Origin of the sequence: Methylopila jiangsuensis (genome assembly GCF_027922305.1) — a bacterium.
GTDB classification, from domain to species: domain Bacteria; phylum Pseudomonadota; class Alphaproteobacteria; order Rhizobiales; family Methylopilaceae; genus Methylopila; species Methylopila jiangsuensis.
The window spans coordinates 1-7,479 of sequence record NZ_BSFK01000008.1 but is presented as its reverse complement, the minus strand read 5'-3'; the positions used below and the strand labels follow the sequence as shown (position 1 = coordinate 7,479).

General features: G+C 62.8%; 8 protein-coding genes and 1 pseudogene. 5 read left to right on the top strand and 4 right to left on the bottom strand.

The window, feature by feature from the left end; translation table 11 throughout:
- Positions 1 to 375 precede the first annotated feature (375 nt).
- The gene (locus tag PKE85_RS08740) at positions 376 to 669 is read right to left on the bottom strand and encodes a putative quinol monooxygenase (protein WP_037093999.1); all 294 of its coding nucleotides are present in this window, start codon (positions 667 to 669) and stop codon (positions 376 to 378) included.
- A gap of 111 nt (positions 670 to 780) precedes the next feature.
- On the bottom strand, positions 781 to 1,521 hold the full coding sequence (locus PKE85_RS08735) for an SDR family oxidoreductase (protein WP_271204354.1): 741 nt from the start codon (positions 1,519 to 1,521) through the stop codon (positions 781 to 783).
- Between the two features lie 192 nt (positions 1,522 to 1,713).
- Between PKE85_RS08735 and PKE85_RS08730 the strand changes: the two genes are divergently transcribed.
- Entirely contained in the window at positions 1,714 to 2,616 is a 903-nt protein-coding gene (locus PKE85_RS08730; protein ID WP_271204353.1) for a LysR family transcriptional regulator, read from the top strand.
- Positions 2,617 to 2,829: 213 nt separating this feature from the next.
- Here the strand turns inward: PKE85_RS08730 and PKE85_RS08725 are convergent, their stop codons facing one another.
- The gene (locus PKE85_RS08725) at positions 2,830 to 3,240 is read right to left on the bottom strand and encodes a winged helix-turn-helix transcriptional regulator (protein ID WP_271204352.1); all 411 of its coding nucleotides are present in this window, start codon (positions 3,238 to 3,240) and stop codon (positions 2,830 to 2,832) included.
- A 112-nt stretch (positions 3,241 to 3,352) separates the two neighbouring features.
- Here PKE85_RS08725 and PKE85_RS08720 point away from each other — a divergent pair, with 112 nt between their 5' ends.
- A complete protein-coding gene (locus PKE85_RS08720) occupies positions 3,353 to 4,366 on the top strand; it encodes a zinc-binding alcohol dehydrogenase family protein (RefSeq protein WP_271204351.1) in 1,014 nt (337 codons plus the stop codon).
- 265 nt (positions 4,367 to 4,631) lie between these two features.
- Positions 4,632 to 5,228, top strand: a pseudogene (locus tag PKE85_RS08715) (LysR family transcriptional regulator); the annotation flags it as partial.
- 52 nt (positions 5,229 to 5,280) lie between these two features.
- On the opposite strand, the gene PKE85_RS08710 reads toward PKE85_RS08715, so the two are convergent.
- Positions 5,281 to 5,859: a TetR/AcrR family transcriptional regulator gene (locus PKE85_RS08710; RefSeq protein ID WP_271204350.1), complete on the bottom strand. Its 579-nt coding sequence runs from the start codon at positions 5,857 to 5,859 to the stop codon at positions 5,281 to 5,283.
- Between the two features lie 138 nt (positions 5,860 to 5,997).
- Here PKE85_RS08710 and PKE85_RS08705 point away from each other — a divergent pair, with 138 nt between their 5' ends.
- Positions 5,998 to 6,987: a zinc-dependent alcohol dehydrogenase family protein gene (locus PKE85_RS08705; protein WP_271204349.1), complete on the top strand. Its 990-nt coding sequence runs from the start codon at positions 5,998 to 6,000 to the stop codon at positions 6,985 to 6,987.
- Between the two features lie 195 nt (positions 6,988 to 7,182).
- Positions 7,183 to 7,479: transposase (locus tag PKE85_RS08700; protein WP_271204355.1), on the top strand; the 297-nt coding region annotated here is incomplete at its 3' end.

Here is a 7,479-nt window from a genome sequence, read left to right as displayed (position 1 = left end):
CTTCTTCTCCGCCATCGCCCTCGCTGCCACCGTCATCTTCTGGCTGTGATCAACGAGTCCTGACCCTAGGGCCATCCTGGGATCGACTCACGGCGGTTTTCTGAATGACTGGGCCAGAACGGCCGAATAACGCGACAAATTGATGTGCTCAAGAATCTCCCGCGAACCAATGGTCCCGTTACGTCGCGACACATCAACGGCACCTTATCAGTAAATTCAGAGGTGTGATAAGCGTAAAAGACAAGGCCATCCACTATCGCGGATGACCTGTCGTATTCATTTATTCATTTCCCGATTCGGCCGGGCCTCCATTCCGGATGGAAACACGAGCCTTACCCTGCAGTCAAACGGCAGCTTAGGGTGCCGACCGCTCCGCTATTTCGCGGCCAGCAGGGTGAACTTGTGAATCTGCGGCGGTTCAGAAAACAGTTCTTCTGCCTTGTCCATCAGTGCGGCGGCAACCTTGCCGTCAAGATGGGCCTGCCGATCCTCCTCTGTGTCGAACGTATCGAAGATCGCGTACGCACCGGGACCTTCCTCGATCGCATACCAGGTCAGAGTGCCCGCCTCAGCTTGAACGAGCGGCAATGCTGAGGTCAGGAAATTGGCGACATCACGCTCTTTTCCGGGCTTGGCCTTCAGTGGTACGTACAGGGCAAGTTTGGGCATAAATGACTCCTCAAGTGAAACGGACAGATATTATTCGGCAAAGTAACGGCCGAGCGGGCCGGTACGTTCCCCATGAGGCGGAGCACACGCGGCCCCGCCTCCTCGTCGAAGTCAGAACTGCTGTGCGGTCGGCCGGATGACGATCGCGTTGACGTCGACGTCATCAGGTTGTTCGACAGCGAACGCGATAGCACGCGCCACCGATGCCGCCGGGATGGCCTGCTTGTAGAAGTCCAGCACCGTCTCGGCAGCCGCGCCAGAGGTCGTGAACTTCAAATCGCTTTCGACAGCTCCAGGCTCGATCGACGTGACGCGGACCTTCTCGCCCACCTCCTGGCGCAGGCCCTCGCTGATCGCGCTGACGGCGAACTTGGTGCCGGAGTAGACCGTGCCGCCTGGTGCGAAGACCTTGATCCCTGCAACCGAGCTCAGGTTGATGATGTGACCGCTGCCCTGCTCGAGGAAGCCCGGAAGAACTGCGGCGATGCCGTAGAGCGTGCCCCTCAGGTTGACGTCGATCATCTGGTCCCACTCGTCCGTGTTGACCTCGGCCATCGGACGAATCGGCATCAGACCGGCGTTGTTGATCAGCACGTCGAGACGGCCGAATTGAGCTACGATCGCGGCGACGACGGACTGGATTGCCGACTTGTCGGTGACGTCGAGCGTGTAGGCACGTGCCGTGCCGCCGTTCGCGACGATCTCCGCCACGACCTCATCGAGCTTGTCCTTGCGCCGTGCAGCGATGGCGACCTTCGCACCCCGTTCAGCAAGAAGTCGGGCGGTCTCAGCGCCGATACCGGTGCTGCCACCGGTGATTAGGACGACCTTGTCTTCGATACCCTTGGTCATTGCCATGTTCCCTTCGAGTCGGATTTCAGCTTGCGCCGGATCGTGGCTCCGCCTCAGCGATCGCCACGTGGATGCGCATCTGAGCCTTCATGTTTGCGGCGTCCGTCGCCGATGGAAGGGAGTTGGGTATGGTCGACATATTCAAGAAATTGATATTTTTGATTACTGATATGCGGACTACATGATGCCTCCATGCGCTATGACCTGAACCTGCTGCCGATATTCGTCGCCTTGATGGAGGAGCGCAGCGTCACACGGGCGGCCGGGCGCTTGGGCATGACCCAGCCGGCGCTGTCCAACGCCCTGTCCCGCCTCCGTCTCATGCTGCAGGATCAGTTGTTCGTCCGTGAGCGCTACGGCGTCCAGCCGTCGCCGGTCGCGCTCGAACTCGCGCCACGGATCGCCGGGGCGCTCGCGCAGCTTGACGATCTGGTCCTTGGCCAACAGGCCTTCGATCCAAAGCAGGCGAAACGGCTCTTCACCATCGCGCCGAACGGCTATGCCGAGTTCGTCCTCGTCCCCGCTGTTGTGGCGCGACTGCAGAAGGTTGCGCCCGGCATCAGGCTTCATCTGACCCCGTACGGCAATGATCTCGCCGAAACGGGTGTCGTTTCCGGAACGACAGCGCTCGTATTGGGTCGCATCGTCGACCCGCCCGACAACCTCGTCGTTCAGCACCTGATGGACGAAGGGTTCGCCTGCGCCGTACGCGCCGACCATCCGAACGTCGGCGATGCCGTGACGCGTGAGCAGTTCGAGACAATGAAGCACGTCAACATCGTGCCGCCAGGACGGATGCGTGCCGGGCTGTTCCAGGCGCTGGCCCAGCAGCAACTGAAGCGTGACGTAGCGATCTCCGTGACCAACTTCTTCGCGGTCGCCGAGATGGTGGCGGTGACCGACTATTGCGCTACCTTGCCCTCGCTTATCTGCAAGCGGCTGATGCAGGAGCCTCGGCTGAAGATCCTGCCGGCTCCGGTCGACCTCGGCAGCTTCCCCGTCGAGATGGCATGGCACGTTCGTTATAGACATGACCCAGCGCACCGCTGGCTGAGGGCGCTGATCGGCGAGGTCATCACCGACCTCAACGCTTGAGCTTTCCCGCTTCACCATCGTTTTCGGGAAAGCCCCTACCGATCTCGAATGGCAGCTTATTGCTAACTTCATTACAAGAGCGGATTGGAAGCTTTCCACCCACTTGAGGCGATGGGGGCCGGGGGAAACGGACGTGTCAAAGCAGGCCGTCCGCTATCGCTCCCCCGCAGACATTTGCAGCCCGTCAGTGCGGACCGCGAGCGGTCCTCCCGCTCAGGCGGCTTGGCGTCCCTCCTCGTCCTCTTCGTTCGCCGCCCCTTCCGCGGACGAGCCGTGCTTCGGCTTACCATAGAGGCCGAGATTGGCGTCGCCCCATCCTTTCAGGGCGAGTAGGATTGGCTCCATCGTCCGCCCGAGCGGCGAGAGGCTGTACTCGACCTTCGGCGGCACCTGGGCATAGACCTTTCGCGCCACCAATCCGTCCTCCTCCAGCTCCCGGAGCTGGTTGGTCAGCATGCGCGGCGTCACGTTCGCGATCTGCCTCCGGATCTCGCCAAAGCGAAGTGTGCCGGACAGAAGGTGGAATAGGATCACCGACTTCCACTTGCCGTCGATCAGACCCACTGCCGCTTCCACCGAGCAGCCAGGACTGCAATCGAAGCGCGAGAACCGGGCCTTCGCCATAACGGTATCCTTTTCGACACTATGGGCTGCATTTGTGCGTATTGAGCTTGCGATAAGCTACCGCCACGTTCCGCCTGCATCAACGAACAAACCGGATGCAGGAGCACTCCCCATGAAGGCCATCGGCTACAAGACGCCTGGAACGATCGATCGAGCGGACGCCCTGGAGGACATGGAACTTCCCCGGCCCGTTCCCACCGGACGAGATCTCCTCGTCGCAGTAAAAGCCGTCTCGGTGAACCCGGTCGACACGAAGGTCCGCAACAGCGCGCGGCCGGCCGACGACGGTTGGAAGGTGCTGGGCTGGGACGCGGTCGGACAGGTCGTCGAAGTCGGCGACGAGGTTGTCGGCTTCAAGCCCGGCGATGACGTGTTCTACGCCGGTTCGATCGCCCGCCCGGGGAGCAACAGCGAGTTCCATCTCGTCGACGAGCGCATCGTCGGTCGCAAGCCGACGTCGCTGTCGGATGCCAAGGCCGCCGCCTTACCGCTGACGGCCCTCACCGCCTGGGAGATGCTGTTCGATCGGATCGACGTGGCCAAGCCGGTCCCCGGCGCAGCGAACGCCATCCTGATCGTCGGAGGGGCTGGCGGCGTCGGCTCGATCGCCATCCAGCTCGTCCGTGCCCTCACCGATCTCACCGTCATCGCGACCGCATCGCGGCCCGAGACCGAGGCTTGGGTCCGCGAACTCGGCGCTCACCATGTGATCGACCATTCCCGGCCTCTGGCCGAACAGGTGGGCGCCCTCGGGATCGGGTCCCCTGCCTTCGTCTTCTCGACGACCGAGACGCTCCGGCATCTGTCCGAGATCGTCGAACTCATCGCTCCACAGGGCCGCTTCGGGCTGATCGACGATCCCGACGCCCTCGACGTCACCCCGTTCAAGCGCAAGGCCGTCTCGATCCATTGGGAGCTGATGTTCACCCGCTCGATCTTCCAGACGGCTGACATGAGCGAGCAGGGCCGGATCCTCGGCCAGGTCGCGCAACTTGTTGACGAGGGCCGCATTCAGAGCACCGCGACGAGCACGCTGACGCCTATCAACGCCGCGAACCTGCGTCAGGCGCATGCCCTTCTCGAGAGCGGCAGGGCGCGGGGCAAGGTCGTGCTCGAGGGCTTCTGAAGTCGGACGGAGAGTTCGATACTCCGCGCAGGGCGGAACCAGGCCCCGGCCGCTCCTCGACCTGATCTGCAGGCAGCAGGCGGGACGCCTTTTCTGGGTCGCTCAATTCTGAAAACAGTCGAACAAATGACGATGCATGGGATACCGGCAGGTCGCTACTGTCCGCTTCCCACGCGATCGATCTCGGAAGCGGACAGACCGCTTTCCACCCAAGATCGCCGTCAGCAGACGGCGCGATCCGACCGCTACGACGATCCGTTAGCGTATATCTGCGCCCGTTCTATGTGCTAACCCCGATCTAAACCTGCTGCCGATCTTCGTCGCGTTGATGGAGGAGCGCAGCGTCACGCGGGCTGCCGAGCGCATGGGCATGACGCAGCCCGCCCTCTCTAACGCCTTGTTGCGTCTGCGACAGATGCTTCAGGACCAGCTGTTCGTACGCGAGCGCTATGGCATCCAGCCGACCCCGATCGCGCTTAAACTCTCACCGCTGATCGCCGAGGCACTCGCCCAGCTCGACGACGCGGTCCTCGGTCAGCAGGCCTTCGACCCCGCACACGCCGAACGGCTCTTCACGATCGCGCCGAACGGCTATGTCGAGTTCGTCATCGTCCCCGCTGTCCTGGCGCGCCTGGAGAAGGTCGCGCCCGGCATCAAAGTCCGCCTGACCCCCTTCGGCAACGATCTTGCGGAAACAGGCGTCGTGTCGGGCACGACGGCACTCGTGCTGGGCCGCATCGTCGATCCGCCCGATAACCTCGTCGTCCAGCACCTGATGGATGAAGGCCTCGCTTGCGCGGTCCGCGCCGGTCAGCCGGCCATCGGCGATGCCATGACGCGCGAGCAGTTCGAGACGATGAAGTTTGACTGTTCGGTCGCGGGAGGCGGATTGGCAGATGACCACCATGTAACGATCATATCGCGGCTGGCCATCGATCGAGTGCCATTTTGGCGATGGAGAGCAGTTCGTTGATCGTAGCGCCGTCGCGCGCCTGAACGGACATGCCTTCCATGACCGTATTGATGAATTTGCCTAGCACGACCGGATCGGTGTTGGCCGCAAGCTCGCCCTGCGCGGCGCCGCGTTGCAGACGCTCGATCAGGAGGGCCTCCGCCGCGATACGCTTGTCGCGCAGCAGGCATTCGATGGCGGCGGACGCCGGCGAAACGGCTGCCGCTGCCGAATACATGAAGCAGCCGGCCGGCGTTCCAGGTTCCGAGAATGATGACGCCGCTCGTTCCAGCAGGCCTTTGACGGCCTCGTAGGTGGACAACGCCGGATCGTTGATGGGTGCATAGAGGTGGACGCTGAACGTCGCGGCGTAGCGCTCGATCACCGCCGCAAACAGCCCCGCTTTGTTGTCAAACGCTGCATAGAGACTGGCGGCGGCGACGCCAGTCTCCGCCACCAGATCGGCCATCGATGTCGCCTCGTAGCCGCGCTGCCAGAACAGCCGCACCGCCTTGTCGAGCGCAGCGTCAGTGTCGAACACACGAGGGCGACCTGCGCGGCGACGGGCTTTCGTCTCTGTCATCTCTGGTGCACGATATGGAACGATCGATAAATAATATCTTGAAACTGGTGGTCCGCTCCCTTACAGAACGATCATTCAATAATCAAGGAGTCTCCAATGAGCCGCATCGTCCGTATCCACGAATATGGCGACGCCAGCGTCCTCAGGATTGAAGATGTGGCAGTCCCCGCGCCCGCGGCCGACGAAGTGCAGATCGCGGTGAAGGCGATAGGCATAAACCGCGCCGAGGTGATGTTCCGCAACCATGCCTACCTTCAGAAAGCCGAGTTCCCGAGCCGCCTTGGCTATGAGGCTGCCGGCACTGTCGTTACGGTCGGCGCGGACGTGACCGGGTTTGCGGAAGGCGAAGCCGTCAGCGTCATCCCCCCGCTCGATATCGCGCGCTGGGGCACTTATGGCGAGGTCGCCAACGTGCCCGCAGGCCTCGTCGTCAAGCATCCGGCGGCGCTGTCGTTCGAGGAAGCGGCGGCCGTGTGGATGCAGTATGTCACCGCCTGGGGTGCGCTGGTGGAGCAGGCGAAACTCGGCGAGGGCGATTTCGTCATCGTCACTGCTGCCTCCAGCAGCGTCGGCCTTGCTGCCTTCCAGATTGCGCGGATGGTCGGCGCGACGGTAATCGCGACGACGCGTACCGGCGCCAAGCGCCAGGCCCTGATCGATGCCGGTGCACATTATGTCGTCGCGACCGGGGAAGAGGATCTGGTAGCGAGGGTGATGGAGATAACCGATGGTCAGGGTGCGCGCGTGGTGCTCGATCCGGTCGGAGGCCCGTCGTTCGAGCCGCTGACCGAGAGCATGGCACGCGGCGGCATCCTGCTCGAATATGGCGCGCTCAGCGGCGAACCGACGCCGTTCCCGTTGTTCTCCGTGCTGGGCAAGAGCCTCACGCTCAAGGGGTATCTCTACAGCGAGATCGTCTCGGACGATGCCGCCCTCGATCGCGCCAAGGCGTTCATCGTGGCGGGTCTGGAATCGGGCGCGCTCAAGCCGCGGATCGCGCGCACTTTCCCGCTCGACGCCATCCAGGACGCTCACCGCTTCCTCGAATCGAACGACCAGATCGGCAAGGTCGTCGTTACGGTCTGACCTGCATACCGGGGGGAGTGAGCGATCGCTCCCCCCTTCCCCGACAGAGGATCGGACCCTCGGCGCCCATGCCAAGGCTGCTCGTGGCGCAGGCTTGAGAGCATGACCGGAACCTCGCCCGATTAGGGTCAGGACCCATTGATATGAGCGTCGCGATCTGATTCAGGCTCCGCGAGGAGACCGGGATGAGCGACCCTGTTTTGGCTAACGGATGAGCAGATGGAGCGGCTGCGGCCGTTCTTTCCGAAGAGCCACGGCAAGCCTCGAGTGGATGACCGGCGGGTGCTGAGCGGCATCGTGTTCGTCAACTGCAACGGGCTGCGCTGGCGCGATGCTCCTGGCGCGTACGGCCCGCACAAGATGCTGTACAACCGCTGGAAGCGCTGGGGTGAGGCAGGCGTGTTCACGCGCATCATGGAAGGTTTGGCTGCGGTGGGCGCCGAACCCAAAGCGGTGATGATCGACGCGACCTACCTGAAGGCGCACCGCACG

What these genes read in the sequence shown, in the direction of transcription:
- PKE85_RS08740 (WP_037093999.1), bottom strand. Translation starts at nt 669, where the DNA reads ATGCCCAAACTTGCCCTGTACGTACCACTGAAGGCCAAGCCCGGAAAA.
- PKE85_RS08735 (WP_271204354.1), bottom strand. Translation starts at nt 1,521, where the DNA reads ATGACCAAGGGTATCGAAGACAAGGTCGTCCTAATCACCGGTGGCAGC.
- PKE85_RS08730 (WP_271204353.1), top strand. Translation starts at nt 1,714, where the DNA reads ATGCGCTATGACCTGAACCTGCTGCCGATATTCGTCGCCTTGATGGAG.
- PKE85_RS08725 (WP_271204352.1), bottom strand. Translation starts at nt 3,240, where the DNA reads ATGGCGAAGGCCCGGTTCTCGCGCTTCGATTGCAGTCCTGGCTGCTCG.
- PKE85_RS08720 (WP_271204351.1), top strand. Translation starts at nt 3,353, where the DNA reads ATGAAGGCCATCGGCTACAAGACGCCTGGAACGATCGATCGAGCGGAC.
- PKE85_RS08705 (WP_271204349.1), top strand. Translation starts at nt 5,998, where the DNA reads ATGAGCCGCATCGTCCGTATCCACGAATATGGCGACGCCAGCGTCCTC.